Annotated in this window: 39 protein-coding genes; 38 read left to right on the plus strand and 1 reads right to left on the minus strand. The window is 36.5% G+C overall.

All coding sequences use genetic code 11. The features are described 5' to 3' along the window. Nucleotides 1-238: 238 nt before the first annotated feature. From rpsM to G634_RS21115, 26 genes are all read left to right on the plus strand, one after another. Nucleotides 239-607: a 30S ribosomal protein S13 gene (gene rpsM, locus G634_RS0105765; RefSeq protein WP_026504491.1), complete on the plus strand. Its 369-nt coding sequence runs from the start codon at nt 239-241 to the stop codon at nt 605-607. Between the two features lie 83 nt (nt 608-690). Next, entirely contained in the window at nt 691-1,083 is a 393-nt protein-coding gene (gene rpsK, locus G634_RS0105770; protein ID WP_026504492.1) for a 30S ribosomal protein S11, read from the plus strand. 156 nt (nt 1,084-1,239) lie between these two features. Next, nucleotides 1,240-1,833, plus strand: coding sequence for a 30S ribosomal protein S4 (gene rpsD / locus G634_RS0105775; protein ID WP_026504493.1), 594 nt, complete (start codon nt 1,240-1,242; stop codon nt 1,831-1,833). A gap of 55 nt (nt 1,834-1,888) precedes the next feature. Further along, complete coding sequence (locus G634_RS0105780) at nt 1,889-2,854, plus strand: DNA-directed RNA polymerase subunit alpha (protein WP_026504494.1); 966 nt, start codon at nt 1,889-1,891, stop codon at nt 2,852-2,854. Between the two features lie 175 nt (nt 2,855-3,029). Then, nucleotides 3,030-3,584: a bL17 family ribosomal protein gene (locus G634_RS0105785; protein ID WP_026504495.1), complete on the plus strand. Its 555-nt coding sequence runs from the start codon at nt 3,030-3,032 to the stop codon at nt 3,582-3,584. Between the two features lie 823 nt (nt 3,585-4,407). Then, nucleotides 4,408-5,283, plus strand: coding sequence for an energy-coupling factor transporter ATPase (locus G634_RS0105790; protein WP_035799103.1), 876 nt, complete (start codon nt 4,408-4,410; stop codon nt 5,281-5,283). 136 nt (nt 5,284-5,419) lie between these two features. Beyond that, on the plus strand, nt 5,420-6,268 hold the full coding sequence (locus G634_RS0105795) for an energy-coupling factor transporter ATPase (RefSeq protein WP_026504497.1): 849 nt from the start codon (nt 5,420-5,422) through the stop codon (nt 6,266-6,268). A 15-nt stretch (nt 6,269-6,283) separates the two neighbouring features. Next, entirely contained in the window at nt 6,284-7,093 is an 810-nt protein-coding gene (locus G634_RS0105800; RefSeq protein ID WP_026504498.1) for an energy-coupling factor transporter transmembrane component T family protein, read from the plus strand. Nucleotides 7,094-7,107: 14 nt separating this feature from the next. Beyond that, on the plus strand, nt 7,108-7,884 hold the full coding sequence (gene truA / locus G634_RS18170) for a tRNA pseudouridine(38-40) synthase TruA (protein ID WP_035799106.1): 777 nt from the start codon (nt 7,108-7,110) through the stop codon (nt 7,882-7,884). A 376-nt stretch (nt 7,885-8,260) separates the two neighbouring features. Continuing rightward, nucleotides 8,261-8,689, plus strand: coding sequence for a 50S ribosomal protein L13 (gene rplM, locus G634_RS0105810; RefSeq protein WP_035799109.1), 429 nt, complete (start codon nt 8,261-8,263; stop codon nt 8,687-8,689). Nucleotides 8,690-8,716: 27 nt separating this feature from the next. Continuing rightward, nucleotides 8,717-9,115, plus strand: a complete 399-nt coding sequence (gene rpsI / locus G634_RS0105815; RefSeq protein WP_026504500.1) for a 30S ribosomal protein S9 — start codon at nt 8,717-8,719, stop codon at nt 9,113-9,115. A gap of 174 nt (nt 9,116-9,289) precedes the next feature. Then, nucleotides 9,290-10,072, plus strand: coding sequence for an aminoglycoside N(3)-acetyltransferase (locus G634_RS0105820; protein WP_026504501.1), 783 nt, complete (start codon nt 9,290-9,292; stop codon nt 10,070-10,072). A 48-nt stretch (nt 10,073-10,120) separates the two neighbouring features. Continuing rightward, nucleotides 10,121-10,594 (plus strand): HIT family protein, encoded by a 474-nt coding sequence (locus tag G634_RS0105825; RefSeq protein ID WP_026504502.1) that lies wholly within the window; start codon nt 10,121-10,123, stop codon nt 10,592-10,594. A gap of 55 nt (nt 10,595-10,649) precedes the next feature. After that, on the plus strand, nt 10,650-11,252 hold the full coding sequence (locus G634_RS0105830; RefSeq protein ID WP_330364769.1) for a DUF6434 domain-containing protein: 603 nt from the start codon (nt 10,650-10,652) through the stop codon (nt 11,250-11,252). 100 nt (nt 11,253-11,352) lie between these two features. Continuing rightward, on the plus strand, nt 11,353-11,865 hold the full coding sequence (locus tag G634_RS0105835; RefSeq protein WP_026504504.1) for a GNAT family N-acetyltransferase: 513 nt from the start codon (nt 11,353-11,355) through the stop codon (nt 11,863-11,865). A gap of 38 nt (nt 11,866-11,903) precedes the next feature. Beyond that, the gene (locus G634_RS0105840; protein ID WP_051233710.1) at nt 11,904-12,368 is read left to right on the plus strand and encodes a GNAT family N-acetyltransferase; all 465 of its coding nucleotides are present in this window, start codon (nt 11,904-11,906) and stop codon (nt 12,366-12,368) included. A 48-nt stretch (nt 12,369-12,416) separates the two neighbouring features. Further along, nucleotides 12,417-12,731 carry a DUF3784 domain-containing protein gene (locus G634_RS0105845; protein WP_026504506.1) on the plus strand — a complete coding sequence of 105 codons (315 nt, stop codon included), beginning with the start codon at nt 12,417-12,419 and terminating at the stop codon, nt 12,729-12,731. Between the two features lie 25 nt (nt 12,732-12,756). Continuing rightward, a complete protein-coding gene (locus tag G634_RS0105850) occupies nt 12,757-13,176 on the plus strand; it encodes a GNAT family N-acetyltransferase (RefSeq protein ID WP_026504507.1) in 420 nt (139 codons plus the stop codon). Nucleotides 13,177-13,228: 52 nt separating this feature from the next. Further along, on the plus strand, nt 13,229-13,738 hold the full coding sequence (locus G634_RS0105855; RefSeq protein ID WP_026504508.1) for a GNAT family N-acetyltransferase: 510 nt from the start codon (nt 13,229-13,231) through the stop codon (nt 13,736-13,738). A gap of 712 nt (nt 13,739-14,450) precedes the next feature. After that, complete coding sequence (locus tag G634_RS0105860; RefSeq protein WP_035799125.1) at nt 14,451-14,864, plus strand: GNAT family N-acetyltransferase; 414 nt, start codon at nt 14,451-14,453, stop codon at nt 14,862-14,864. A gap of 1 nt (nt 14,865) precedes the next feature. Continuing rightward, nucleotides 14,866-15,177, plus strand: coding sequence for a TfoX/Sxy family protein (locus G634_RS0105865; RefSeq protein ID WP_026504510.1), 312 nt, complete (start codon nt 14,866-14,868; stop codon nt 15,175-15,177). 94 nt (nt 15,178-15,271) lie between these two features. Beyond that, nucleotides 15,272-15,517, plus strand: coding sequence for an AbrB/MazE/SpoVT family DNA-binding domain-containing protein (locus G634_RS0105870; RefSeq protein WP_026504511.1), 246 nt, complete (start codon nt 15,272-15,274; stop codon nt 15,515-15,517). Next, complete coding sequence (locus G634_RS0105875; RefSeq protein WP_026504512.1) at nt 15,514-15,819, plus strand: type II toxin-antitoxin system PemK/MazF family toxin; 306 nt, start codon at nt 15,514-15,516, stop codon at nt 15,817-15,819. The genes G634_RS0105870 and G634_RS0105875 overlap by 4 nt, the downstream gene beginning before the upstream one ends. Nucleotides 15,820-15,825: 6 nt before the next feature. Then, complete coding sequence (locus G634_RS21350) at nt 15,826-16,110, plus strand: hypothetical protein (RefSeq protein WP_035799127.1); 285 nt, start codon at nt 15,826-15,828, stop codon at nt 16,108-16,110. Beyond that, the gene (locus G634_RS21950; RefSeq protein WP_242826775.1) at nt 16,040-16,279 is read left to right on the plus strand and encodes a GNAT family N-acetyltransferase; all 240 of its coding nucleotides are present in this window, start codon (nt 16,040-16,042) and stop codon (nt 16,277-16,279) included. The genes G634_RS21350 and G634_RS21950 overlap by 71 nt, the downstream gene beginning before the upstream one ends. Nucleotides 16,280-16,302: 23 nt before the next feature. Next, complete coding sequence (locus G634_RS21115; protein WP_155830516.1) at nt 16,303-16,458, plus strand: hypothetical protein; 156 nt, start codon at nt 16,303-16,305, stop codon at nt 16,456-16,458. Nucleotides 16,459-16,667: 209 nt separating this feature from the next. Here G634_RS21115 and G634_RS0105895 read toward each other — a convergent pair whose 3' ends face one another. Further along, the gene (locus G634_RS0105895; RefSeq protein WP_026504513.1) at nt 16,668-17,570 is read right to left on the minus strand and encodes an AraC family transcriptional regulator; all 903 of its coding nucleotides are present in this window, start codon (nt 17,568-17,570) and stop codon (nt 16,668-16,670) included. A gap of 134 nt (nt 17,571-17,704) precedes the next feature. On the opposite strand from G634_RS0105895, the gene G634_RS0105900 reads away from it, so the two are divergent. The 12 genes from G634_RS0105900 (at nt 17,705) to G634_RS0105950 (ending at nt 24,884) form a co-directional block, all read left to right on the plus strand. Then, nucleotides 17,705-18,304, plus strand: a complete 600-nt coding sequence (locus G634_RS0105900; RefSeq protein WP_022780009.1) for a DUF1349 domain-containing protein — start codon at nt 17,705-17,707, stop codon at nt 18,302-18,304. A 2-nt stretch (nt 18,305-18,306) separates the two neighbouring features. Further along, nucleotides 18,307-19,488: an MFS transporter gene (locus G634_RS0105905; RefSeq protein WP_026504514.1), complete on the plus strand. Its 1,182-nt coding sequence runs from the start codon at nt 18,307-18,309 to the stop codon at nt 19,486-19,488. 355 nt (nt 19,489-19,843) lie between these two features. Then, nucleotides 19,844-20,203 (plus strand): helix-turn-helix transcriptional regulator, encoded by a 360-nt coding sequence (locus tag G634_RS0105910; protein WP_026504515.1) that lies wholly within the window; start codon nt 19,844-19,846, stop codon nt 20,201-20,203. 2 nt (nt 20,204-20,205) lie between these two features. After that, nucleotides 20,206-20,721, plus strand: a complete 516-nt coding sequence (locus G634_RS0105915) for a hypothetical protein (RefSeq protein ID WP_026504516.1) — start codon at nt 20,206-20,208, stop codon at nt 20,719-20,721. 185 nt (nt 20,722-20,906) lie between these two features. Continuing rightward, nucleotides 20,907-21,581 (plus strand): DUF4417 domain-containing protein, encoded by a 675-nt coding sequence (locus tag G634_RS0105920; protein ID WP_051233711.1) that lies wholly within the window; start codon nt 20,907-20,909, stop codon nt 21,579-21,581. Nucleotides 21,582-21,714: 133 nt separating this feature from the next. Next, nucleotides 21,715-21,951, plus strand: coding sequence for a hypothetical protein (locus tag G634_RS21355; protein WP_196805290.1), 237 nt, complete (start codon nt 21,715-21,717; stop codon nt 21,949-21,951). Then, nucleotides 21,948-22,295, plus strand: a complete 348-nt coding sequence (locus G634_RS0105930) for a hypothetical protein (RefSeq protein ID WP_026504519.1) — start codon at nt 21,948-21,950, stop codon at nt 22,293-22,295. Before G634_RS21355 ends, G634_RS0105930 begins: the two co-directional genes overlap by 4 nt. An 11-nt stretch (nt 22,296-22,306) precedes the next feature. Further along, nucleotides 22,307-22,696 (plus strand): hypothetical protein, encoded by a 390-nt coding sequence (locus tag G634_RS0105935; RefSeq protein WP_026504520.1) that lies wholly within the window; start codon nt 22,307-22,309, stop codon nt 22,694-22,696. A gap of 449 nt (nt 22,697-23,145) precedes the next feature. Beyond that, nucleotides 23,146-23,664, plus strand: a complete 519-nt coding sequence (locus G634_RS18185) for a plasmid recombination protein (RefSeq protein ID WP_242826773.1) — start codon at nt 23,146-23,148, stop codon at nt 23,662-23,664. 137 nt (nt 23,665-23,801) lie between these two features. Further along, nucleotides 23,802-23,957 (plus strand): hypothetical protein, encoded by a 156-nt coding sequence (locus G634_RS21865; protein WP_330364772.1) that lies wholly within the window; start codon nt 23,802-23,804, stop codon nt 23,955-23,957. Next, nucleotides 23,954-24,220, plus strand: a complete 267-nt coding sequence (locus G634_RS21955) for a GNAT family N-acetyltransferase (protein ID WP_334291185.1) — start codon at nt 23,954-23,956, stop codon at nt 24,218-24,220. Before G634_RS21865 ends, G634_RS21955 begins: the two co-directional genes overlap by 4 nt. 19 nt (nt 24,221-24,239) lie before the next feature. Continuing rightward, nucleotides 24,240-24,884 (plus strand): Type 1 glutamine amidotransferase-like domain-containing protein, encoded by a 645-nt coding sequence (locus G634_RS0105950; protein ID WP_026504521.1) that lies wholly within the window; start codon nt 24,240-24,242, stop codon nt 24,882-24,884. Nucleotides 24,885-24,890 lie beyond the last annotated feature (6 nt).

Genomic DNA, 24,890 nt, shown 5'->3' on the forward strand with positions numbered 1-24,890 from the left:
TATATCGTAGAGCCTACGTATATTACTTTTTGATACCAAGCGTATTGGAAAGATCGGATGAAAAAACCTGTCCGATTGGGCATATAGATTTCAGCTTTTAGCGAAGTTATGAATTATTATTAATTCAGGTGCCTCAATCAATAAGTAACCGTATGCCACAATAATAAAAGCATTCTTACACTGAACCGGTAGGAATAGCAGTGACATACCTATTCAATATTATGGAGGAATTTTTAAAATGGCTCGTATTGCAGGTGTTGATTTACCTAGAGACAAGCGCGTTGAAATCGGCTTGACTTATATCTATGGAATCGGTAGAACAAGTTCTAATAAGATTCTCGCTAAGGCTGGTGTTAATCCAGATACTCGTTGCCGTGACCTTACAGATGAAGAGGTTAAGAAGCTTAGCGAAGTAATTTCAGATGATTATATGGTAGAAGGTGATCTCCGTCGTGATGTTGCTATGAACATCAAGAGACTCACTGAGATTGGTTGTTATCGTGGATCTCGTCATAGAAAGAACCTTCCTTGCCGTGGTCAGAGAACAAAGACCAATGCAAGAACTCGTAAGGGTCCTAAGAGAACAATTGCTAATAAGAAGAAGTGATAAATTTCGTGTGAATTAAGGATTATTAGTATAGTCACTCGTAAATTTGATTCACAAATAGGAAGAAAGTAGGTTAGTTTACTATGGCAAATATAAAAGCTGGCGCTTCTAAGAAGCGTGTTAAGAAAAACGTTGAACACGGTCAGGCACATATTCAGGCATCTTTTAACAACACAATTGTAACATTAACAGATGCTGCTGGAAATGCTCTTAGTTGGGCAAGTGCTGGTGGACTTGGATTTAAAGGTTCAAGAAAATCTACTCCTTATGCTGCACAGGTAGCTGCTGAGACAGCAACAAAGGCTGCTCTTATTCACGGTCTTAAGACAGTAGATGTATTCGTAAAGGGACCAGGTTCAGGAAGAGAAGCTGCAATAAGAGCTCTTGCTGCGAACGGTCTTACAGTAACAAGCATTACAGACGTAACACCAGTTCCGCATAACGGATGTCGTCCACCAAAGAGAAGACGTGTATAATCGTAACCTTTGATTATTGGTGTATTAAGTTATTATAGTTGTTTTATATGATGTAATATCATAATTTGATATTACATCATTGTATAAATGAAAGTTGGAAGAAGGTTTATAACTGTAAACAACAACAGGATTTTTCCTGAAAGAAAGGAGCCCAAAATGGCAGTAAATAGAACTCCCGTCCTTAAGAGATGCAGATCTCTTGATCTTGATCCTACATTCCTTGGATATGATAAGAAGTCTAAGAGAAATTCTCAGAGAGCAAATCGTAAGTTATCTGAATATGGTCAGCAGCTTCGTGAGAAGCAGAAGGCTAAGTTCATCTATGGCGTACTTGAGAAGCCTTTCAGAAATTACTACAAAAAGGCTGATCAGATGAAAGGCCAGACTGGTGAAAACCTTATGATTATCCTTGAGAGAAGACTTGACAATGTCATCTTCCGTCTTGGTTTTGCAAGAACAAGAAGAGAAGCTCGTCAGATCGTTCTTCACAAGTTTGTTACAGTTAATGGCGCTACAATAAATGTACCATCTTACATGATTAAAGCTGGTGATGTAGTAGCTATTAAAGAGTCTGCGCAGAATATGCAGAGATTTAAAGATGTTGCAGAAATTGCTGGATCACGTCTTGTTCCAGAGTGGATTGATGCCGATAAAGAAAATTGGAAGGGTACAATTAAGCAGCTTCCTGCTAGAAACATGATTGATGTTCCTGTAGATGAAATGCAGATCGTCGAGTTGTACTCCAAGTAATTAGTGTATTAACTGGATTGCAGCCATTGATGAAGCATATAAGGAGGAAATATCAGTGTTTGATTTTGAGAGACCAAATATTGAAGTTGCAGAAATCTCAGATGATAAGAAGTATGGAAGATTCGTTGTAGAGCCTCTGGAAAGAGGTTATGGTATTACACTTGGTAATTCCCTCAGAAGGATCATGCTTTCTTCATTACCCGGTGCTGCTGTAAGTCAAGTCAAAATTGATGGTGTTCTTCATGAGTTCAGTACTATTCCAGGAGTAAAGGAAGATGTTACTGAAATAATCATGAATATCAAGAGTCTTGCTATTAAGAATAATTCCGAGACAAATGAGCCAAAGACTGCTTACATCGAATTTTCAGGTGAAGGTGTTGTTAAAGCATCTGATATTCAGGTTGATCAGGATATCGAGATTATGAACCCTGATTTGACTATCGCAACTCTTTGTGGTGCTGATGCTAAGCTTTATATGGAGCTTACAATTACAAAGGGAAGAGGATATGTAAGTTCAGACAAGAATAAATCACCTGAACTTCCAATTGGTGTTATTGCAATTGATTCTATTTATACTCCAGTTGAGCGTGTGAATGTAATCGTTGAAAATACTCGTGTTGGTCAGGTAACAGATTTTGATAAACTGACATTGGATATTCATACAAATGGAACACTTGGTCCTGATGAAGCTGTTAGCCTTGCAGCTAAGGTTTTATCTGAGCATTTGTCTTTGTTTATTGATTTATCCGAGAATGCTAAGGCTACTGAGATTATGGTAGACAAAGCAACAGATACTAAGGGTAAAGTTCTTGAGATGAATATTGATGAACTTGAACTTTCTGTTCGTTCTTTTAATTGTCTTAAGAGAGCCGGAATCAATACTGTTGAAGAACTTTGCAATAAGACTCCGGATGACATGATGAAGGTTCGTAATTTAGGACGTAAATCTTTAGAGGAAGTATTAGCTAAGTTGAAAGAGCTTGGTCTTGCCCTTAGAGATTCAGAGAATTCAGAGCTTTAATTATATTTGAGTGTTATTTAATTAATAAAATAATACTCAATCCGTTGATGGTAAAACCAAAGAGTACGGAAACGGATTCTCAAACGGTGTAGTTAACATTTTGTAGGTAAGTCCGATGAGCACTGCATTATGTACCTTGTAGAGAGAACTCTACATAGAGAAAGGAAATAAAAAAATGGCAATGTATAGAAAGCTTAGTAAAGCAACAAAACCTAGAAAGGCTCTTTTGAGAAATCAGGTTACAGCTCTTCTTTATAATGGAAAGATCGTTACAACTGAGGCTCGTGCAAAGGAAGTACGTAAAATTGCTGAGCACCTTATAACTCTTGGTGTTAGAGAGAAAGATAACACAGTTGAAGGTGTTGTAAAGGTTAAGCATGTAAAGAAGGACGAGAACGGAAAGCGTATCGTTCTTAAGAAAGTCATGAATGCTGAACACAAGAGTGTTAAGGTTTATGATTATGTTGTTGAAGAGAAGACAGTAACAAAGGATCAGCCTTCTCGTCTTCACGCTAGACGTCAGATGTACAAAATGCTTTATGCAGTAACAGAAGTACCTGCTGATGGTAAGGCTCGTAAGAAGAATACAAACAGAGTTGATCTTACAGATAAGATTTTTGATGAGTATGCTCCAAAGTATGCTGATCGTAAGGGTGGTTACACTCGTATTATCAAGCTTGGAACTCGTAAGGGTGACGCAGCTGAGATGGTTATTCTTGAGCTTGTTTAATTTTTATTGTTTTTTATAAAAAAATATCGGTCACTAGCTTAGTGACTGGTATTTTTTTTTGTGTGACAAAAATGTATTCGCGACGTTCTTGTAGCGTATGCAAATATTTACATAGATATTTATATAAGAGTTTGTACAAAATTTTTCGCAGGCTTTGCCTGGTTCAAATATGGAAGAAATGTGTCCATTCAACCTATATGCTGCTATTGTAAAAATTCCCGTATGAATATAAAATGATTAGAGTATGTTTAAAAATAACTTTTTTATGTTGTTCGAAAAATGATGCTTAAATTGGTAATTAAAAAGCTTTGTAGGATAAAAAATTAACGTCTAGTCTTGGCTATGATGTTTTTTATTATTTGATTAAAGCATGAATCTATTGATTTTTGTCACTGTGTTCCGAAAAATGCGCAAACTGACCATTTAAAAAGGCTTCGCCTTGGATCATTCTGCCGCTTGACTTTTGTTCTCACGAAACTCGCAGTAAATGCGAGTTTCTGAATATAAGTGACAAGAAGTTTAGGACAACGCCAAGAATCCTGCTTTGCAGGACAAAATTTGTCTTAACGACAAATTTTGGTCTGGTACGGTTCTTGATTTTTCTGATGAAAGCAAGAACCTATAGATTTTTGTCACTACGTTCCAAAAACTACGCAAACTGGCCATTTAAAAAGCCTTCGCCTTGAACCAGTTTGCCGCTTGACTTTTGTTCTCACGAAACTCGCAGTAAATGCGAGTTTCTGAATATAAGTGACAAAAAGTCATGCTATTAAGTATAATACTAATATTGTTAAATAATATGACCGATTTCTAGGAGATTAACATGAACACTAGAATTGATGAGATGATTAAAGCTCAAAATGTAAAGTTTAAATATATAAAGCATGATGAAGAAGGAAATCCTGAAGGTGAAATTACTGCAATTGATGATGTTTCTTTAAAAATTAAAAAGGGTGATTTTGTTGCTATTTTAGGCCACAATGGTTCAGGTAAGTCAACGCTTGCAAAACACTTCAATGCATTATTATTTCCATTAGATGGAACGATACAGATAGATGGAATGGATACGCAAGATGAGTCTCTTTTGTGGGATATTAGGCATAATGCAGGTATGGTATTTCAAAATCCTGATAATCAGATTATTGGACAGATTGTAGAAGAAGATGTAGGATTTGGACCTGAAAATATGGGTGTACCTACAGATGAAATATGGCAGAGAGTTGAAAACAGTCTTAATATTGTAGGAATGAACAAGTATAGAAAAAAATCTCCAAATCATTTATCAGGAGGTCAAAAACAACGCGTTTCAATTGCTGGTGTTATTGCTATGCAGCCTAAGTGCATAATCATGGATGAACCCACTGCAATGCTTGATCCAAGTGGTCGCAGAGAAGTTATTCGCGCTGCACATGATCTTAACAAGAATCATGGAATAACAATCATTCTAATTACTCACTATATGGAAGAAGTAGTGGATGCTGATTATATATATGTTATGGAAAAAGGGAAAATAGAGATGCAGGGCAAACCTAGAGAGATTTTTTCTAAGGTTGAAAAGCTGAAAGAGTTGAGACTTGATGTTCCTCAAGTAACACTTCTTGCTCATGAACTCAGAAAAAAGGGTATTCCTTTATCTGAATGCATCCTTTCACGTCAGGAATTGGAAAATGAATTATTAAATTTGTATAGAAACAAATAAATATTTTATCTACATTAAAAGATATTCAAATTTTTGTTTGAATATTTGGTTTAATATTTTTGAATAAATACATCGATATATAACAACGAATTTATGTAAGTTAAGTGAATAAATTATTGGAAGGAAACAGTAGAAGATGTCAATTAAACTAGAGCATGTACAGCATATATATGAAAAAGGTACAGCGATGGAGCAGATTGCTCTAGATGATATAAATTTAGAAATTCTTGATGGACAGTTTATTGGGTTAATTGGACATACAGGATCTGGTAAATCTACTCTTGTAACACATCTAAATGGATTAACAAAACCAACAAGTGGAAGAATACTATGGAATGGTGAGGATATTAATGCATCAGGTTTTGATATGAAAAAACTTCGCTCAAAGGTAGGACTTGTTTTCCAATATCCAGAGCATCAGCTGTTTGAAGCAGATGTTTTTAGTGATGTGTGTTTTGGACCCAAAAACCTTAAACTACCAAAAGAAGAAGTTGAAAAAAGAGCTTACGAAGCTTTGAAAATGGTAAAACTAGGAGATGAATTTTATAAACAATCTCCATTTGATTTGTCAGGAGGACAGAAGAGAAGAGTAGCAATAGCAGGAGTACTTGCAATGAATCCAGAAGTGTTGATTTTGGATGAACCAACTGCGGGGCTTGATCCAAAGGGAAAGAAAGATATTTTAAATTTGATTTCTGATCTTCATAAAGAAAAGAAAATAACTATAGTACTTGTTTCACATAGCATGGAAGATGTTGCTGAATATGTAGAACGAATAATAGTGATGAATTTTGGAAAAGTAATGTTTGATGATACTCCAAAACTTGTTTTTAGAAATATACAAGAACTTGAAAAAATGGGGCTTGCTGTTCCTCAAGTTACATATGTGATGCATGATTTGTATAATGCAGGCATCCCGGTTGATAAGGATGTCACTACAATAGAAGAAGCAAAGAATGAAATTTTAAAAATTTTCCATTCTTAAAGGACGGGTAAAAGTATGTTAAGAGACATAACAATTGGACAATACTATCAAGCCGATTCGTTAATACATCGTCTTGATCCTCGAGTAAAAATTTTATCAACTTTTGTATTTATAATTTCATTATTTGCTGTAAATAACTTTTTTGGCTATTTTATTGCCGCGTTATATTTAGCTATTATTATAAAAATTTCAAAAGTTCCATTTAGATTTATCATGCGAGGGATGAAAACTATCTTTTTTCTCTTGCTAATAACAGTGGTGTTTAATTTGTTTTTAACGCCAGGAAATACTATTTTTAAACTTGGTTTTTTGACTATTTCTGATCAGGGACTAAAAATGGCTGTAAGAATGGCTGTTAGACTTATTTTTCTATTGATTGGTTCATCAATTATGACATTGACAACAACTCCCAATCAGTTAACAGATGCTCTTGAGTCTTTATTAAAACCACTAAAAAAAATCGGAATTCCTGTTCATGAAATTTCCATGATGATGTCAATTGCACTCAGATTTATTCCGATACTGATGGAAGAAACAGATAAGATTATGAAGGCACAAATGGCTAGAGGAGCAGATTTTGAAAGTGGAAATCTATTACAGCGTGCCAAGAGTTTAATACCAATTTTAGTGCCATTATTTATATCTGCGTTTCGAAGAGCCAACGATTTAGCAATGGCTATGGAGGCAAGATGTTATCGAGGTGGTGATGGTAGAACAAAGATGAAACCGCTTATATATAAAAGATGCGATTATTACGCTTATAGTTTTATGGCTGTATGTAATATTGCTATTATAGTTCTTGGACGAATTAGTAAAATTTATTGAAAGGTATTTTAGACATGCGTAGAATTATGCTGACAGTAGCATATGATGGCACAAATTATAATGGTTTTGCTTATCAGGTTGGAATAAAATCAGTTGAAGGAATATTAAATAATGCAATATATGGATTAACGGGCGAGAAGGTTGCTGTTATTGGCGCAAGCAGAACTGATGCAGGAGTTCATGCATATGGAAATATTGCAGTTTTTGATACTGAGTCTAAGATTCCAGATACAAAATTCACTCCAGCGTTAAACCGGCTTTTGCCAGACGATATTAAGATTATGAATTCAAGAGAAGTTAATGTAGCTTTTCACCCAAGACACTGTTCAAGTAAGAAAACATATGAATATAGAATTTGGAATGGTGATATAATCCCGCCTACAAATCGATTTTATTATTACCCTTGCAGTTATAAATTAGATGTACAAAAAATGGAAGAGGCAGCGCAATATTTAGTAGGCGAGCATGATTTTACTTCCTTTTGCAATGTCGAATCACAAGCACTTACTAAGATTAGAACCATTTATGAAATAGAAGTAATTAGAGAAAATAATACTGTTACCATAAAGGTTGTAGGCGGCGGTTTTTTATATAATATGGTTCGTATAATTGCAGGAACATTACTTTTGGTAGGAAGAGGCAAAAAAACTCCTGAAGAAGTTAGAGAAATGTTGGAAGCGTGTGACAGGAAAAAGGCTGGACCAACAGCGCCTCCTCAGGGGCTTTTTCTGATAGGATATGATTTTTTAGAGCCGGAATTGCTTTCTTGTATCGATACTAGTGAGGATTGAATGTTAGTGAGTTTGTTATCGCTTTTTGTTGAAAAATCAAATTCCGCGTTTGACATTTTAATTTATAATTTACCTTTTCACTAGTTGTTTTTTGGTTTCTTTTTATTAATAAAATAGAGTTAATAGGATTGACAGAATAGAGTGAATTAATATATAATGTTTTACTGTCTGAATAGATATTGTTTAAATTTCCCGGTAAGAGTTTAAACAATGAGTAAGGTTCCGCGTCACGAACGGAGAAGTCGAATCCACCGGCTTTATGCCTTACATATAGTTCAAGGTGGAAATCAGGTGAAGGGTTTCTGCATCACGGAAGAGACTGGCGGCAGTTGATTTCGTCGGAAAGTTATTGAACAGTAATTATGGAGGTAACATAATGAAGACATTTATGCCGAGCGCAACTACAGTTGAGAAGAAATGGTATGTAGTTGATGCTACAGATAAGACTCTTGGTCGTTTAGCTACAGAGGTTGCTAATGTTTTAAGAGGAAAAAATAAGCCAATTTTTACACCTAACATTGATACAGGTGATTATGTAATCGTAATTAACGCTGAGAAGATTAAGGTTACTGGTAAGAAGATGGATCAGAAGATTTACTGGCATCACACAGACTACGTTGGTGGTCAGAAGCAGGCAACTCTTCGCGAGATGCTTAATACACATCCAGAAAGAGTTATCGAGCACGCAGTAAAGGGTATGCTTCCAAAGAATTCTCTTGGAAGAGCTATGTACACAAAGCTTCATGTATATGCAGGAGCCGAGCACAATCATGCTGCTCAGAAGCCTGAAGTACTGGATTTTTAATACAGGGATTTGAAAGGAGAATTCAAAATGGCTAAAGCAGCTAGTTTTTATGGAACAGGTAGAAGAAAGAGCTCTGTAGCAAGAGTATATCTTTTCCCTGGTAAAGGTAATATTACAATCAATAAGAAGAATATTGATGAGTATTTCGGTCTTGAGACTTTGAAGACAATCGTTCGTCAGCCACTCGTTGCAACAGAGACTGTTGATAAGTTTGATGTTGTTGTAACAGTTAAGGGCGGCGGTACAACTGGTCAGGCTGGTGCTATTCGTCATGGTATTTCCAGAGCACTTCTTCAGGCTGATACAGAAGAGTACAGACCAACTCTTAAGAAAGCAGGATTCCTTACAAGAGATCCTCGTATGAAGGAGCGTAAGAAGTACGGCTTAAAGGCAGCTCGTCGCGCACCTCAGTTCTCAAAGAGATAATCAATCTGCTATTGCAGATTTCAAAGGCTCGGTACGAAAGTACCGGGTCTTTTTTGTGTGCCGTTGAACAGGATGATAGATATAGGTATAATTATAAACAGTTGCTACAAAGTAAAAATTTAAGTATTTCTGAATAGATTAACTTTAAGTTTAAAATATCTAACAGGGGAGAGTATGAAGACTATCATTAAATCAGATATAGTAAGTGCATTAAAAAGTGTTGGGCTCCAGAATGGTGATTCAGTAATGGTACATACATCACTTGGACAGATTGGATATGTATGTGGTGGTGCACAGACTATTATTGAAGCTTTGATTGATGTTGTGGGGCAGAATGGAACTATTATGATGCCTACACAGTCATGGAAAAACCTTGATCCGGAAACAGGAGTTCATTGGGATGCAGATGAGGCTGACTGGGATACAATACGCGAAAACTGGCCGGCATATGATAAGGCAATTACTCCGACAAACACTATGGGTGCGGTTGCCGAAATGTTCCGTTCATGGCCGGGAACATTAAGGAGTGACCATCCTGCCAGATCTGTTGCGGCTTGGGGAAAGAATGCTAAGTATTTAACTGAGAACCATGATCTTTCGAATATATTTGGAGACTCATCACCAATTGGGAGGCTTTATAAACTCGATGGGAAAGTTTTACTGATTGGAGTTGATTATGATAAGAATACTTCCATTCATTTAGCGGATGCGCGTGCAGAATACTCAAGCAAACATACCTGCATTGAACACAGTGCAGTCATGGAGAATGGTGTTCGGGTCTGGAAAGCGTATGAAACATTGTATGTTGATGGAGAGGACTTCAAAGATATAGGAAGGGCATTTGAAGTAGCCTATACTACATGTAAGGTAAAAGTGGGCAATGCTGACATAAAGCTGATGAACCAACGTGAATTAGTAGATTTTGCTGTATCGTGGATAGAATGTAACAGAAAATAACTTCCAGTATAACTTAGAATAGGAAACAGTATTTGTAGGGAGAATTATATGTGCGGAATATGTGACAGAATTAAAGAAACAAAGGCTGGCAACAATCCATTTCTTGTAAAAGAACTTGAAACTGGATATGTGGTAATTGGAGATTTTCAACATTTTAAGGGGTATACGCTTTTTTTATATAAAGACCATGTTGTTGAACTGTTTGATTTGGATGAGAAGACAAGGGCAAAGCACTTATATGAAATGACACTGATTGCTGAAGCGGTGAAAAATGCTTTCGGAGCCGAAAAAATGAATTATGAATGTCTGGGAAACGGTGAAGGTGGTGCACATATTCATTGGCATCTGTTTCCAAGAAGGGCTGGCGACATAGATAACTATGGAAACCAAGGCAAGGGACCTGTCTGGTGTTATCCAAGCGAAAAAATGTATGCTGACATAAACAGACCCAGCAGTGAAGAACTAGGAGAAATGAAAGAGAAGCTCCTTTATGAGCTGGATAAACTATTGATGATGTTATAAAAATGTTTTGTAGGTATATTACGACGTAAAATCAAACGAGGAAAAGAGGGGATTTTTGAAGATATTGGAGGACAGTATGTCTGAAAGACCTACACTAACGTTGGGATTAAAGAGACAAGATTTTCTTGAATATTATTACCTGAAGGAAGAACTTGTAAAGTTCTGCCACGATAACGGGTTGCCTGCTTCCGGCGGAAAACAAGAGCTTACTGAGAGGATTGCATACTATCTTGATACGGGGAAAATCAAGAATTCATCGGGGACAGCATCTACTAAAAGAAAGGCAAAGATAACCACTATAACAGAGGCCAGTAAAATTGAAGAGAACATTATTTGTTCGGAGGTTCATAGAGCCTTTTTTAAGAGCAAAATAGGGGAGTCATTTTGTTTCAATGTGACATTTCAAAAATGGCTCAAAGCGAATTCCGGGAAAACATATAGTGATGCCATTGATGCTTATTATGAGATCAAAAGAACAGTAAAGCAGGGGCAGACTGTTATTGGAAAGCAGTTTGAGTATAATACCTATATCAGGGATTTCTTTGCAGATAACAAAGGTGCTTCGCTGGATGATGCTATAAGATGCTGGAAGTATAAGAAAAGCCTCAAAGGTCAAAACAAATATGAGAGATCTGATCTTAAAGTGTTGGAACAGTAAAACGGAATATATTTCAGTAAAAACGACTAAACTTTAATTCGAAAAAAGTTAATATTTATTTTCAATCGTATAAATGTCTAGAAGCAAGGAGATTTATTATTTGATTAAAATAGAATTATTATCAGAAAAGAATTTCTCTATTAATTCATTGGATTCATATAACAGAAAACAGGATGTAAATAAGGTATATCGCAGAATTGACGGGGAATATATATTGATTGAATGCAAATATACCGAAGATTGGGATCTAAATAAAAAACGTTCAGTAGCCAAGCAAATAAGCAGTGATGAATATATTACATACATTGCATTAGAAAATGATAGAGTTGTTGGTTTTATAGGACTATTAAAACAGCTAAAAGGTCGATATATGATTCTTGATATGATGCAGGTATCTTCTGAATGTAGAGGTCTAGGCATCGGCAGACGATTATTTGAAGTAGGAAAAGATGAAGCAAGAAAAAATGGTGCGGAAGCTTTGTACATATCTGCTTGCTCTTCAGAGGAGACGATTGCGTTTTACAGAGTGATGGGGAGTGATTTGACAGTTAACCCAATAAAAGAAATTGCTGAAGAAGAACCATTTGACCTTCAGATGATGTGCCCTGTGTAAGATTAATTTCAGTTTTATTTACGATGGGGGATTTTTATATGATAGTGATGAAAGAAATGGAAGCAATATTTGGAGAAAGTTCATATATCGATTCGTGGATGCAGCTTGTTCGAAAGGTTAGCTGGAATTTCCCCGGGCTCGAAACAGAAGAGAATTTAGAAGAACATAAGCAGACTGTATTGAAGTTTATGAACAAGCTGCAAGCTGTATGTGTCAAAGACAGTGAAACTATTGTGGGAGTTCTTCTGTTTTCACGTAATAGAAATATGATCTGTTGTCTTGCTGTGGATCCTGAATACAGGCAGCAAGGGTTTGCTTCAATCCTTCTGAGAAAAGCGCTTGCTGAATTGGATAGAAGTAGGGAAATCACGGTATCAACGTTTCGTGAAAATGATGAAAAAGGAATTGCTCCGAGAGCTTTGTATAAAAAATTCGGATTTCAAGAGGGCGAAATGACTGAGGAGTTTGGGTATCCCAATCAAGTATTTGTTTTACATCCTTAAATTCCAGGATAACTGAGAAAAAACGCTGTTTGTAGGAAGGGGATAAGGATGTTTTATTTTATATTTAATCTTATTATGGCACTCATTATGTTTCTGCTGGGGATATGTTTTTATAAATCTAACGGAAAAGCTGCTGAATTTTTAACCGGTTATAATTCAAGATCAAAAGAAGAACGAAAAAACTATGATGAAAAAACTATGTGCGAGGCTTATGGAAGAAGGATTATGTTTATGGCTTTTCCTTTTATAGTTGGGACAATTATTGATTTTTTCTATCAAGGAATTGGATGCTTGATCGCGTGGGCAATATGGTGTGTCATGTTTGTTTTATTACTTATTAACAGACATATGACAGAACACTAACTTCAAGTTTGCTGAGGAAATAAAAATGGAAATAAGATATGTGGAGCTAAAAGATAAGGAAGAGTGGTATTTGCTGGATAGACATTTGCCTGATTCTGGATTTGAGGAGAAAGTCAGAAACAAGCAGGGTTATGTTGTGGTTGATGAGGATAAAATTGTAGGCGTTTTACGTTACAACCTTTTCTGGGATAATACGCCTTTTTGTACTATGCTTTATGTCGACGAAAAATATCGGAGCCGTGGATATGGAAAACTCCTAATGGAACACTGGGAAAACGATATGAAGGCCATGGAATATGGAATGCTTATGACTTCAACACAAGTTGATGAGAATGCGCAGCATTTTTATCGAAAGTTGGACTATAAGGACTGCGGAGGCTTCATTGTTGATGTGCCGGGATATGAGCAACCGATGGAAATGATCATGATCAAGGCTGTACAGTAAAGCTTGAAGAAGATATCTTGCAGAATAACAATCGAAAGAGGAGACAAACTAAATGGCTGAAATAACAGTAAAAGAGGCAAATCCATCGGATGCTCAAAAGATACTTGATTATATGAAAATAATCGGTGGAGAGACAGATAACCTTACTTATGGGGCAGAAGGAAGAGATATTTCTGTTGAGAAAGAAGCAAGTATTCTGAAAACTATGCATGATGATAATAAAAGCGTATTTTATTGTGCGTGGGATGGATCAGAGTTAGTAGGAACGGCTAATATGAGTGGGATGCCACGAAGAATGGCGCATAGGGCTGAAATAGGGATTTCTGTCCTTAAGGCATATTGGAACAGAGGGATAGGCACTAAGTTGCTTCGGCATCTTATAGATTATTCCAAGGAACATGAAATTGAAATAATAAACTTGGAAGTTCGAAGTGATAATGCAGCGGCGATTCATCTTTATAAAAAATATGGATTTGATAAGACTGGAACAATACCGGCTTTTTTCAAAATTGGAAATGAATATATTGATTTTGATCTTATGAGTTTGGATATGAGGAAATAAATATATGACACTGAATGTGTAGATATTATTAAATGTAATAATAACCGGAAGATAATCTTACAAAAGACAGACAAAGATTTAATGAGTAGAAAGTAAAATCAGAGAATTATTTTTGATCGCTGATATTAAAGTTGCCACCAGCCGCATACAGTAGCCCTGAGCTTTCTACCGTACGCAGCAGGTAAACAGCAACTCGCTTTACAAATGCCCAAAACAAGGCACTTAAGGCAGTGAAAAAGTTCTCAAAGAGGTAAAACATCCCTTTGGATGTTTTACGGGCACGTATTCGAGCACTATGTGCGAGAGTGCCCCGGTGAATCAATCTGCGTTGCAGATTTCAAAAGACTCGGTACAATGTAACGGGTCTTTTTTTGTGTGCCGAAAGCCTTTAAAACATTCAACGAATGGTGGGACAGGACTAAGAAGCCTGAGATAGCTGAAAAGGCTAAAATGAGCATTTTACAAAAGCTAAGAGAAAGCCAGGAAATAGTTGATTAGAGAAAAGAGCAACAAGTCCCTAATCTTAATAGGAATAATCTCAGTCTGGAGAGATGAGTACTCTGCTGTGGTAAGCAGGTGCGTGAAAACGTCCTTGTTTTACGTATGTACATTGGATAAAATAAGGAATAGAGGTTATAAATTCAATCACAGAGTTTGTAGCAACATATTACATTACAGGGCAACTTAGAATGGCATGGGGAGAAGAATATCAATGATAAGACTGGTTGAAAAACGTGATAAAGAAGCATGGTATGCTCTCGACAAGCATTTGCCAGAATCTGTGTTTGATGAAAAGGTAAGATGTGGACAAGGGTATGTATATACTGAAGATGAGGTAATCATCGGGGTGCTCAGATATAATCTTTTCTGGGATAATACTCCGTTTTGCACAATGCTATTCATAGATTCCGATTATCGCAATCAGAAATATGGAAAACAGTTGATGGAATACTGGGAACAGGATATGAAGTCACGGGGATACGGAATGCTGATGACATCCACTCAGGTCGATGAGTATGCACAACACTTCTATCGCAAGTTGGGATATAAGGATTGCGGAGGATTCGTCGTAGATGTTCCCGGGTATGAACAGCCAATGGAGATGATAATGATAAAGGGAGTGTAAAATGGCATCAAGTAAAGAGTATTTGGATTTCATATTGGAGCAGCTTTCGGAGCTGCATGAAATTTTATCTCGGGCGATGATGGGAGAATACATTATATATTATCGCGGCAAGGTGGTGGGAGGTATCTATGATGATCGTTTTTTGGTAAAGCCGACAAAATCCGCTGTGACAATGATGCCTGATGCTGATTTGGAACTGCCGTATGATGGGGCAAAGGAAATGATCCTCGTGGATGATGTTGATAGCAAGGCTTTTCTGCGAGATTTGCTGGAAGCGATGTACAATGAACTGCCGGCGCCAAGGAAGAAATGATTATATTCCAGTATAATGTACTAACCTGAATGATGAATAAGTTGATTTTTTTGCCTTAGGGATATACAATGTATATACAAAGGAGGTATTGCTTATGCAAGCTCAAGTTAAAGCATGGGGAAATAGTCAAGGAATTAGAATACCCAAAGAAGTGCTTCAGGAAGCAGCTGTTTCAGTTGATGATGTTCTCGATGTCAAGGTATCTAATGGCATGATAATGCTTGTTAAACCATTTAGACATAGAACGCTGGAAGAACGTGCTGCAGAATATGGTGGGCAGCTCCATTTAGACGGTGAATTTGACTGGGGTGAATCGGTAGGAAGAGAGATTTGGGAATGAAGGAAGAATTGCATCAGGGGGATATACTTAAGATTGAGCATATCAAGAAACCGGTTCTTATTGTGAGTAAGGATTTCTTTAATCAGACCTTTGAAATAATCGGCTGTCCTATTTTTGAAAAAGGGGAAGCAGGACCCTTACATATACATATCAAAACTGAAGATGTAGAAGGTTATGTGCAATGCGAAAAAATGGCACTCCTTGATTTAAATATCAGGGGTTATTCGATGATTGATAGGATACATTATCATGACATTATAAATATCACAGACGCTATTCAAGGAATCTTTGACTACATCTGAAAATGAATGAACTACCCTCACAGACTCCACTTTGGAAAGGGTAGTTTATTTACGAAAGATAATATAGACAATCTGTTGTTCCAACTGGCAAAAGAGTACAAAAAGATCAATAGAAAGAATACACTTGCAGAGATTGTTATTATAGGTGGAGCAGTAATAGTGTTAAAATATGGCTGCCCGGAGATTGTAAAAGGTTTTTGTGATGCAGATGATATCTGTTATGCAAATATGCATTCAAAGTTATCCTGGGATAGGAACAGCTTTGGTAAATACGATTATCCGAGAGGCTGAGCAATGTGGATATTGGAGCATATATTCTGCAATATTTTCAATTAATAAAGCAAGTATAGCATTACACAAAAAATGTGGTTTCAGGGAAATTGGCTATAGGGAAAGAATAGCTAAAGATCGATTTGGAAAATGGCAGAACACAACTCTTATGGAGTACAGAGCTTCATAATTAGTTTATAGGAGAAACTAATTATGACTATTGAAGAAAAAGCAAACAGGATTATTGAAGATATACGTGATGAAAAAGGCGTAAATCCTATCAAGATGTTTAAGTCAATGGCAAAAAAAGAGTATATAAGCATACATGGGCCAGGGCATCATATATTAGATTTTAATGGCTTATCATAATGCTGGTGGTAAAATAGATATAGACTCTGCGTTGGAGATGCTTTTGAAAGAAGGACTCCGGATGCCGGGAGCAATGTGCGAGAGTGCCCCGGTGAATCAATCTGCGTTGCAGATTCGAAACCCCCAGATTTTATCTGGGGGTTTTCTTATATTAATCATGTAGTTCAGATATTCTACGGCCGTTCTAAATCTTCATCGTTGCCTTGTTCTTAATTATTACGGTATTCACGAGGTGAACAGTGGAACAGTTCCTTAAATGATTTAGAGAAATAACTGTTGTTATCAAATCCACATAACTCATAAATTGTTTGAACTGAGTAAGTGCTGCTTTTAAGCATATATGCCGCATTTTGCAATCTGAAATTCTTAAGATATTTAATTGGTGAAATATTGATAATTGACTTAAAGCACCTAAGAACTTCACTTTTACTAACATTTGCAGCATTAGCCAGGTCATCTAACGTTATATTTTTAGAATAGTTTGAATGGATGTAGTTTAGGATTATCTGTACGCGCTCCTCTAACAGTGGATTTACTGTGTGGGTAAGCATACTTTCTGTTAGATTCATATGATTTAGTACAGCAAAAAAATCAGATAATTCATTTCTGACTGATATCTCGTAATCCTCTGGTTCATGATTTATTATTTCCCATACAGTTTTGATAATATTGTCCAATTTGCTAAAGAATATGGAATCTGACTTCAGTATAAAATCTCTAATACTTGCGCTATGGATGATAGGATGTAAATACTTTTTATAATAAATACTTTCTGTATTGCTGCTTATAACAGAGCTGTCAAATATGACAGATTTAAAAATTGCTGCATTGACGGGGGTATGATTACGCATGGAATGCAAAACATTGGTATTTATGAAAAATAAGTCTCCTTCTGAAAGTATATATTTTCTGTTACCGCATTCTAAAAGAATAACGCCCTTTTCGACATGGCCTATCTCAATTTCAGCGTGCCAGTGCCAGTTGACAAAATCTTCGGTGATATCATCTCTATATATGGCAACTGGAAACTCTACAGTTCCATGGGTTCCAGTTTCATCTATATTGAATGGAGTTGCTTGTTTTGATAATGATATACATGATGAGAGTGCCATAATTATTCCTCTTGAAGATATAGTTATACTATTTGACCATTTTATTCCTTTTATTATATTAATAATACGATATAATTACAATAATTTCTTTCGATTAACAAAAAAGCACTAACAAAAAGAGGAGGCTGTAGATTATGTTTGATAATTTTAAATGGATCAATAAAGGTGAGATAAAAATTGAAGAGAATAAGGTTACAATAAAAGCACCGGCTTTGACAGATTTCTTCTGTGGTGGAAGTACAACAAGTGAAGAAGGAATTCTTCCTGAATCACTTTGTAATGCTCCATATTTCTACACAGATGTTAAGGGCGACTTCGTTCTTAATGTAAAGGTATCTCATGATTTTAAGGAAACTTATGATTCTGCATCTGTAATGGTTATGCAGGATATGGACAACTGGGCTAAATGCTGTTTTGAACTTACTGACTTTGGAACACACGCTGCTGTAAGTGTTGTAACTAAAGATGGTGAATCCGATGATGCTAATGGATGCGATATTGAAGGACAGAATTTTGCATATCTTAGAGTTTGTCGCGTGGGCAGAGCATTTTCTTTTCATTACTCCCTGGATGGAGTGCATTTCCACATGACAAGATATTTCTTAATGAAAGATGCTGAGTCTGTGAAAGTAGGTTTACTTGCTCAGGCACCTACAGGCCAAGGTGGAGACAGAATATACGAGAATCTTTCTATTGAAAGCAAAACGGTAAAAAATATCAGGGCCGGGGAATAAAAATGGAAGTAGAAAAGAATTATAAAAAAACACAGCTTGCATGTTATCTGGGATTTGTAACACAGGCCATCTGCGCTAATTTTGTACCGCTATTGTTTATAACATTTCATAATACATACAATATATCATTTGGAAAGCTGGCCGCTATTTCAACAGTATTCTTTGTTACACAGCTTGTAGTTGATTTTTTATGTGCAGGTATAGTAGATAAACTGGGTTACAGAGTATGCGTAATAGCTGCAGAGATTACATCAGGATTAGGACTTGCAGGACTTGCTGTATTACCTGACTTATTGTCAGTACCATTTTGGGGAATCCTTGTGTGTGTATTTATATATGCTGTTGGAAGTGGATTGACAGAAGTGCTGGTAAGTCCAATTGTAGAAGCATGTCCATTTGAAAATAAGGATACAATGATGAGTCTTCTTCATTCCTTTTATTGCTGGGGATGGGTTGGAGTTGTCTTGGGCTCCACAGCCTTCTTTACGGTTTTTGGTATAGAAAAATGGAGAATAATGGCACTTATATGGTCGGTCATTCCGCTTTATAACATTTTCAATTTTGCAACCTGTCCAATCGAACCACTGGTAGAAGATGGTAAGAGCATGACAATGCCCCAACTGTTGAAAACAAAAGCATTTTGGATTTTTATTATACTCATGATCTGCGCAGGTTCTTCAGAAATAGCGATGGGACAGTGGGCATCCGCCTATGCTGAATCAGCACTACATGTTTCCAAAACAGTTGGAGATTTGGCTGGACCCTGCGGATTTGCAGTGTGCATGGGAATCAGTAGACTTCTTTATGGAAAGTTCGGTGAAAAAGTTGATCTGACAATTTTCATGATGGCATCCGGAGTAATGTGCCTTATGTGTTATCTGGTTGCCGGACTGGCAAATATACCATGGGTTGGATTGATTGGATGTGCATTATGCGGATTTTCTGTAGGTATAATGTGGCCAGGTTCAATTAGTATATCATCACAGATACTTCCAACTGGAGGTACAGCAATGTTTGCACTTCTAGCGCTCGCAGGAGATTTAGGGGGAGCAATGGGCCCTGCTATTATTGGAAGTATATCTGAAAAAGCGGCTAATAATTTGCAGGCAGGAGTATTGGCAGGTATAGGTTTTCCTATCATTTTAGTAATTTCAGTGTTCTATATTCGAAATAAGTATCGATAGATATTCAAATTGGTGGAAGTAATATAGCAGGCAATATCGTCATATTATAAACTTTCGTTGCTAACAGCCTCGCACAGTAGCCCTGAGCTCTCTACCGTACGCAGCAGGTAAACAGCAACTAGATGAAGAAATGCCTCAAATACGGCATTTTCACTTCATTAATCGTTCTCAAAGAGATAATCGTTTCACAACGTATTACGTCTTTGGACAATCATATACGACTTATTACACCTCAGGACAATTGTCCTGAGGTGATTTTTTGATACTCGCTCTACCAAAAAAAGGTTAAAAAACTTATTGACATAAAGGTATAATATGAATACTATTAAGTTATGAGGATGAAAGGAGAAACAGCATGTATACGAAATTTGGTGAATTTGTCAGAATTCTTAGAATTAAGAATCATGAGGTGATGGGTGATATGGCTAAAATGCTTGGAACTACGACACCATTTTTATCAGCTGTTGAAAACGGACGAAAAAATGTACCAAAGGACTGGATGGGGAAAATATCAACCCATTACAATTTATCATCAGAGGATAAGACCTTATTAAAAAAGGCAATAGATGAGTCTAAATTACAGACAAAGATTGATATGAAGGATTCATCCATTATGCAAAGAAGGGTAGCGCTTCAGTTTGCAAGATCATTTGATGATATTGATGATGAGACAGCAGAAAAGATAATTGCATTGTTGAAACAGAAGGAAAAATAGCTTTGGATTATATTACAAAACCTGTTAGCAGAAAACAACTGAGACAGTATGCAGTATTATTTAGAGAATTGTTTGATGTTTCGCAAGGAGGCCCATTTCCGGTGTTAGATGCACTGGAAATGTTGCCTGATGTATTTGAGGGGAGCACATATGTAGTTGTCCAAGATGATGAACTGCCTAAGAATGTTGTAGCTCAATGCGTAAAGAATGAAGGAAAAGGATTCACTATCGAGATTAAGCAATATGTCTACGATGGTGCATTAGAAAGAATAGGTGCATATTGTGGATTTATATTGCATGAGATGGCACACATATTTATGTATGAGATAGGTTACACTCCAATATTACAGAGATCATTTGAAAAAATGCCACTTTATTGTAGTGTGGAGTGGCAAGTTAAGGCGCTGACTGGTGAAATTGCTATGCCTTATGAAGAAACAAAAGAAATGTCTGTTCCTGAAATAATGAAAAAATATAACGTATCAAAAGGCTTTGCTAAGAAAAGACAACGATATTAAGGAGGGATGATGCCTATGATTTAATTGATTTTGAAATGTACTGTATACTGTTGGCGCAGTTCCAATACATTTCAAATACTATTTAAAACTGAATATGGAACTGGAAGTGATGATGTGTTAAACATACCAAATCGTATATGTTATGCATATCACATCCCAAACAATGTTAAACGGAGGGTATGAAAATGCATATCAAAAGTTTAAAAGACATATTTGTAATAATTGATGAGCTATACTTGTATCTCGAGGGGGAAGAGATTTCTTTTGACAAAGATGGCTTTCCGATATTCACTAATGAGATGTTTTTAAGAGATTGGCCAGACTTAGTAATTCCTTTTTCTCAGCGAAAAAACAAAAGAGTCATTAATAGAAAAAAGACTGTATTATGTTTTTTTGACAAGGATCATCATTTATATCCAAGGCTGAGCAAGCTACTGAAAGAGATCGACGAATACAAAATGTATATGGGTGTTATAGGGCTGGATGTTACTTTTACGGATGATATGGACGAAGAGTGGCAGAGCGCAATGGCTTTATTAAACCAACTCTTTCTAGCAGTTTTAGCTGTTAATGGAATTAGTATTGTTTTGAACACGAGGACTGCAGGATTAGATGCTGCTTGTGTGTGGCAAAATATTCCGCAAGGAGTGATGGCTGCGTCAGGTTTTCTGGGATGCGATCCATTAGATTCTGAGGATGATTTTTCATACCTGAAAAAAATCTTAATGCTTTTGCCAGAAAAGCTCATCATATATGGCAAACACGACGAAAAGGCTGAAAAACAGCTGGACACCATGGGCATTGATTACAGGGTCTACACTGACTTTCATAGATTGTGTAAGGAGGTGCGCCACGGCTGATAGTAAAGCGAGATATTCACAGGCTGCAAAACACTATGCTCGAATACTGATTCATAGTTCTATGCTTGATGCTATAAGATACTATAGGAGCAAAGTACGTGAATCAAAATTCAACGAGAATTGGAAAAAGCATATGGTTAATCTCAATGATGTGGTTAATCAGTATACTCTAGGAGTAAAAGGAAAACCGAAGGGCGTTAAATACCAGTTCGAAAACAACAAGTACATTATAAAAGTGGACATGCCGTCTGGATATCTTAGGATATATGACAAAAGTGCAAAGATGTATACAAAAATTGACGGAACCCCAAGTACAGACTTTGAATTAACGCATTTCAAAATAATGAAAAGAAAGGAGATGTCAAGATGAGATTATATTTAGCTAAAACATTAGAAGGGCTTAGAATGTACGGACCCATATATGATCTTGGGAGCGGTGTGCCAGATAAAGTTGAAGATTATGTGATGGAATTCGATGAGCATGACTGGTTGATGGATAATTTAGTCGATAAAATAAATGCTACTTGTGACACATTACTTGATGATGGTGATGTTGACTATATACCTGCAGAGAAATGTGAGAAGCTTATTTCATTACTCGATGATCTTCCGGATCAATTTGTGCCTCAAAAGTATATTAAAGTGGTTTCAGTGTTGAAAGATTTCGCGACTCGTGCACTTGAGTATAACACAGGCATTGCTATTGAAATGTAGGAGGTACAGATATGAAAACATCATATAAATTGTTTGGTACCTTTTGGGATAACAAAGATGTTTCGAGTAAAAAACTCATGATAAACATCTCTGGAGAACACGCAAACTCAGAAAGCTGTTTGTCACTATCAGAGGTGTTAAGCAATGAGCAGCCAATAGAACAAAGTTGCGTCGTAGGGGAAAGTGTTGTTTTATTATTGGATTATATGCCAGTGAATGAGTCTGCGATAGTATGGGATTTTTTTCTGAAAAGACTGCTTCAAATCGTAGAATACTATAACGTTGAGGCTATTAATTGCATAGATCAACAGCAGGTATCGCGATTGGAATATGCTATTGATAATTATTTAAAAAAGAAAACACCGAATAGATTGTTGGCGCAATCAAACGGTGTTCTCTAGATGATATGTTAAACATACCAAATCGCGTCTTAATTGTATCATCGGATTTGTAATTGTTCAATAGTGAGTATAGAGTTGTCACAAGAGTTGTCACAAGCCGCATACAGTAGCCCTGAGCTTTCTACCGTACGCAGCAGGTAAACAGCAACTTGAAGGAGAAATGCCTAAAATACGGCACTTTCACTTCATTAATAGTTCTCAAAGAGATAATCTTTCGAGATTCAAAAAGAATTTACAAATCTCAGAAACTCAGTGTTTCTGGGGTTTTTCTTTTATCTATAATTGTATTAAGTGGCGGAATACAACAAAGGTAAAAGAAGTGACAGACAGATTCATGACTATCTGGAGTATGTATCCGAAAGTAAAAAGAATGATGTGGCTACTGAGGTAATTCTCCAAGTAGGGATAAGGAATTCTGGGCAGATAAGACGAGAGAACAGTGGAATGCAATGAAGCCACTCTTGAGGGAACAGCTTGAATATGTAAAAGAGATAGTTCCGGAATTCAAAATTGCTTCGGCAGTAACACACTTGGATGAGGATTCACCTCATATGCACGTAGTAGGAGTTCCGGTAGCAACAGGATACAAACGAGGACTAAGCAAACAGGTGGCAAAAACAAAAGTGTTTGATCAGGAGAGACTAGAAAAAATACAAGATCTAATGCACGATTTTGTAGAGCATCAGATGAAAGACCACCCGGAGATCTTTGGAGATGAAACCTTAATGAAAAAGGAATTCATGAGATACGCAACACTTGAAAATCCCAAGACTACACTGGGAAAAATAGTCTCAAAAGCCTTCAAAACATTTAAGGAGTGGTGGGACAAGACCAAGAAGCCTGAGATAGCTGAAAAGGCTAAAACAAGCATTTTACAAAAGCTAAGAGAAAGCCAGGCAATAGTTGATCAGAGAAAAGAGCAACAAGTCCCTAATCTTAATAGGAATAATCTAAGACCTGAGAGATGAATAACTGATAGCAGTAAGCAAGGGCGTGAAAACGCCCTTGTTTTCTGAGGCTATATGTTGAAGAGGATAATAGAAATAAGTATAATTGTAGTGTTTGCTGCATGAATATGGAAGGTTAGAATGGGATTTATTGATATATGGATATTAGAATAACTAAACAAGTCACGGATTCAGATATCAAAGAAATATATGAAAGATTAAAAAAGTTTAATCTAAGTAATAGAGAAGAGTCTGAGAACGTTCCTATAGGTGTTTCTTTGAAGATAAAGATGGTAAAAAAACAGCTGTATTGACAGGGGAAACTTTTGGGAATTGGCTTTGCATACAATACTTATATGTGGATGACGAATACAGGGGGCAGGGAATAGGCCGTAATTTATTACTTGCTGCTGAGAAAGAGGCGGCTGAACGAGGGTGTAAATATGTATTTGTAGACACTTTTTCTTTCCAAGCACCTGAATTTTATAAAAAAATGGGATATGAAACAGTGTTTGTCTTGGATCAATATCCATATACCGGGAAAAGGTATTATTTTTCAAAGGTATTATCCCAGTGAGATTATAAGGAGATGACAAATGGCAACTTATGTATTAACCAGTATGTATGAAAAAGAATTTCCTTCAGAAACAATCAAGATGCTTAAATCCGAAATTAAAGGGAGGCACAGCATTGTTTGCATAGCATCCGACTTTTATTCATACAAAATGACAGACCATTTTTGGAGCATATTCTATGATATGTTCTGTAATGCCGGATTAGAATTTGAAAGCTCAATGGTCATAGATTCAAGAATTACCCCGGAGATGGCAAGAGAATATACTAAAAATGCTGATGTGGTATGGATTTCTGGTGGCGATACTCCTACAGAATATAAATATATAAAAGAATATGGATTAGATGACATTTTGAAAGAATATGATGGGGTAGTAATCGGTATGAGTGCTGGAACGCTAAATCTTGCACAAACAGTCATTTGTGCTATTTGTAATGGCCATTACGAGCAAGTTATTTATGATGGACTTGGCTTAGTGGATATAACTGTTATATCACACTATGACATGAAGGAGGTACAGCAGGAAATACTTGATCTGTCAATGAAATACGAAATCTATTTAATGACAGATGGTAGCCATATTCTGTGCAATGAGAATGGAAAGCGTTACTATGGCGATATAATATGCTTAAACAAGGGTGAGATCAAGACTATAAGTAATTTATAAGTCTAT

The sequence above is a fragment of the Butyrivibrio sp. NC3005 genome, from assembly GCF_000424545.1.
GTDB lineage: Bacteria > Bacillota > Clostridia > Lachnospirales > Lachnospiraceae > Butyrivibrio.

Coding starts and splice junctions, on each gene's coding strand:
- G634_RS18185 (WP_242826773.1), top strand. CDS start 23,146: ATGAAGCCACTCTTGAGGGAACAGCTTGAATATGTAAAAGAGATAGTT.
- G634_RS0105895 (WP_026504513.1), bottom strand. CDS start 17,570: ATGGCACTCTCATCATGTATATCATTATCAAAACAAGCAACTCCATTC.
- G634_RS21350 (WP_035799127.1), top strand. CDS start 15,826: ATGAACTACCCTCACAGACTCCACTTTGGAAAGGGTAGTTTATTTACG.
- G634_RS21865 (WP_330364772.1), top strand. CDS start 23,802: ATGGATATTAGAATAACTAAACAAGTCACGGATTCAGATATCAAAGAA.
- G634_RS0105850 (WP_026504507.1), top strand. CDS start 12,757: ATGGAAATAAGATATGTGGAGCTAAAAGATAAGGAAGAGTGGTATTTG.
- G634_RS0105900 (WP_022780009.1), top strand. CDS start 17,705: ATGTTTGATAATTTTAAATGGATCAATAAAGGTGAGATAAAAATTGAA.
- G634_RS0105840 (WP_051233710.1), top strand. CDS start 11,904: ATGATAGTGATGAAAGAAATGGAAGCAATATTTGGAGAAAGTTCATAT.
- rpsM (WP_026504491.1), top strand. CDS start 239: ATGGCTCGTATTGCAGGTGTTGATTTACCTAGAGACAAGCGCGTTGAA.
- G634_RS0105785 (WP_026504495.1), top strand. CDS start 3,030: ATGGCAATGTATAGAAAGCTTAGTAAAGCAACAAAACCTAGAAAGGCT.
- G634_RS0105860 (WP_035799125.1), top strand. CDS start 14,451: ATGATAAGACTGGTTGAAAAACGTGATAAAGAAGCATGGTATGCTCTC.
- G634_RS0105920 (WP_051233711.1), top strand. CDS start 20,907: ATGCATATCAAAAGTTTAAAAGACATATTTGTAATAATTGATGAGCTA.
- G634_RS0105855 (WP_026504508.1), top strand. CDS start 13,229: ATGGCTGAAATAACAGTAAAAGAGGCAAATCCATCGGATGCTCAAAAG.
- G634_RS0105865 (WP_026504510.1), top strand. CDS start 14,866: ATGGCATCAAGTAAAGAGTATTTGGATTTCATATTGGAGCAGCTTTCG.
- G634_RS0105795 (WP_026504497.1), top strand. CDS start 5,420: ATGTCAATTAAACTAGAGCATGTACAGCATATATATGAAAAAGGTACA.
- G634_RS0105800 (WP_026504498.1), top strand. CDS start 6,284: ATGTTAAGAGACATAACAATTGGACAATACTATCAAGCCGATTCGTTA.
- rplM (WP_035799109.1), top strand. CDS start 8,261: ATGAAGACATTTATGCCGAGCGCAACTACAGTTGAGAAGAAATGGTAT.
- G634_RS21950 (WP_242826775.1), top strand. CDS start 16,040: ATGCAAATATGCATTCAAAGTTATCCTGGGATAGGAACAGCTTTGGTA.
- rpsK (WP_026504492.1), top strand. CDS start 691: ATGGCAAATATAAAAGCTGGCGCTTCTAAGAAGCGTGTTAAGAAAAAC.
- G634_RS0105825 (WP_026504502.1), top strand. CDS start 10,121: ATGTGCGGAATATGTGACAGAATTAAAGAAACAAAGGCTGGCAACAAT.
- G634_RS0105950 (WP_026504521.1), top strand. CDS start 24,240: ATGGCAACTTATGTATTAACCAGTATGTATGAAAAAGAATTTCCTTCA.
- rpsD (WP_026504493.1), top strand. CDS start 1,240: ATGGCAGTAAATAGAACTCCCGTCCTTAAGAGATGCAGATCTCTTGAT.
- G634_RS0105905 (WP_026504514.1), top strand. CDS start 18,307: ATGGAAGTAGAAAAGAATTATAAAAAAACACAGCTTGCATGTTATCTG.
- G634_RS0105910 (WP_026504515.1), top strand. CDS start 19,844: ATGTATACGAAATTTGGTGAATTTGTCAGAATTCTTAGAATTAAGAAT.
- G634_RS0105870 (WP_026504511.1), top strand. CDS start 15,272: ATGCAAGCTCAAGTTAAAGCATGGGGAAATAGTCAAGGAATTAGAATA.
- G634_RS0105935 (WP_026504520.1), top strand. CDS start 22,307: ATGAAAACATCATATAAATTGTTTGGTACCTTTTGGGATAACAAAGAT.
- G634_RS0105930 (WP_026504519.1), top strand. CDS start 21,948: ATGAGATTATATTTAGCTAAAACATTAGAAGGGCTTAGAATGTACGGA.
- G634_RS21355 (WP_196805290.1), top strand. CDS start 21,715: ATGGTTAATCTCAATGATGTGGTTAATCAGTATACTCTAGGAGTAAAA.
- G634_RS0105845 (WP_026504506.1), top strand. CDS start 12,417: ATGTTTTATTTTATATTTAATCTTATTATGGCACTCATTATGTTTCTG.
- rpsI (WP_026504500.1), top strand. CDS start 8,717: ATGGCTAAAGCAGCTAGTTTTTATGGAACAGGTAGAAGAAAGAGCTCT.
- G634_RS0105790 (WP_035799103.1), top strand. CDS start 4,408: ATGAACACTAGAATTGATGAGATGATTAAAGCTCAAAATGTAAAGTTT.
- G634_RS0105820 (WP_026504501.1), top strand. CDS start 9,290: ATGAAGACTATCATTAAATCAGATATAGTAAGTGCATTAAAAAGTGTT.
- G634_RS21115 (WP_155830516.1), top strand. CDS start 16,303: ATGACTATTGAAGAAAAAGCAAACAGGATTATTGAAGATATACGTGAT.
- truA (WP_035799106.1), top strand. CDS start 7,108: ATGCGTAGAATTATGCTGACAGTAGCATATGATGGCACAAATTATAAT.
- G634_RS0105875 (WP_026504512.1), top strand. CDS start 15,514: ATGAAGGAAGAATTGCATCAGGGGGATATACTTAAGATTGAGCATATC.